This window comes from Vibrio sp. 704 (assembly GCF_033339295.1).
Genome location: NZ_JAWOUH010000848.1, coordinates 1 through 554, shown reverse-complemented (window position 1 = coordinate 554; position 554 = coordinate 1). Strand labels below are relative to the sequence as shown.

The window sequence follows — 554 nt, the reverse complement described above, 5'->3', positions numbered from 1 at the left end:
AACCGCGTACACAAGCTGAAGTTTGAGTGAGACTTGATCGACATGCTTAACTCGATACGGCAACTCAAAATTAAAGAAGTTACGTACTTCCTCAACTTTACTGCCGAGTTCATTCAATGTGGAAAGCGTTTGCATCGTCTGCTTTGCCTGAAACCAAAGAGTTGCAGAAAATACACACCACAAAATGAATAAGAACCAAATAATCCGCTTAATCCCTGCTCTTAATTGATGCAACGCTCAGTCCTCATATAATCCATTAATTACAAGCATATACCATGTTCTGAGCTCTGGCAGTGCTTGCTTCACATAAAAAAAGAGAGCCTAGGGCTCTCTTCATAAGAATTAGTTACGACTTAACTGATCTTTCAAGTTTGGCGGTGTCCCTTTGATCGTCAGCGTATCTGTTTCTGGATCGTAGAAAATACGCTCGCCCAATAACAAGCTGTCAAAGCTGATATTTAAACGACCACCGGCACCCGCATATTTAGTCAGTTTACGTACCGTTGAGCGATCACCAGGGAATGATTCTTCAAGCTCGTAACCTTGCCCTCTGG

The 554-nt window shown here is 42.4% G+C and carries 1 protein-coding gene and 1 pseudogene; both read right to left on the bottom strand.

Annotated features, from left to right (window positions below):
- A pseudogene (locus tag R7R24_RS29495) lies at positions 1-234 on the bottom strand (Hpt domain-containing protein); the annotation flags it as partial.
- 108 nt (positions 235-342) lie between these two features.
- Positions 343-554, bottom strand: a 212-nt coding sequence (locus tag R7R24_RS29490; RefSeq protein WP_318120562.1) for a nucleoid-associated protein, incomplete at its 5' end; no start/stop codon positions are given.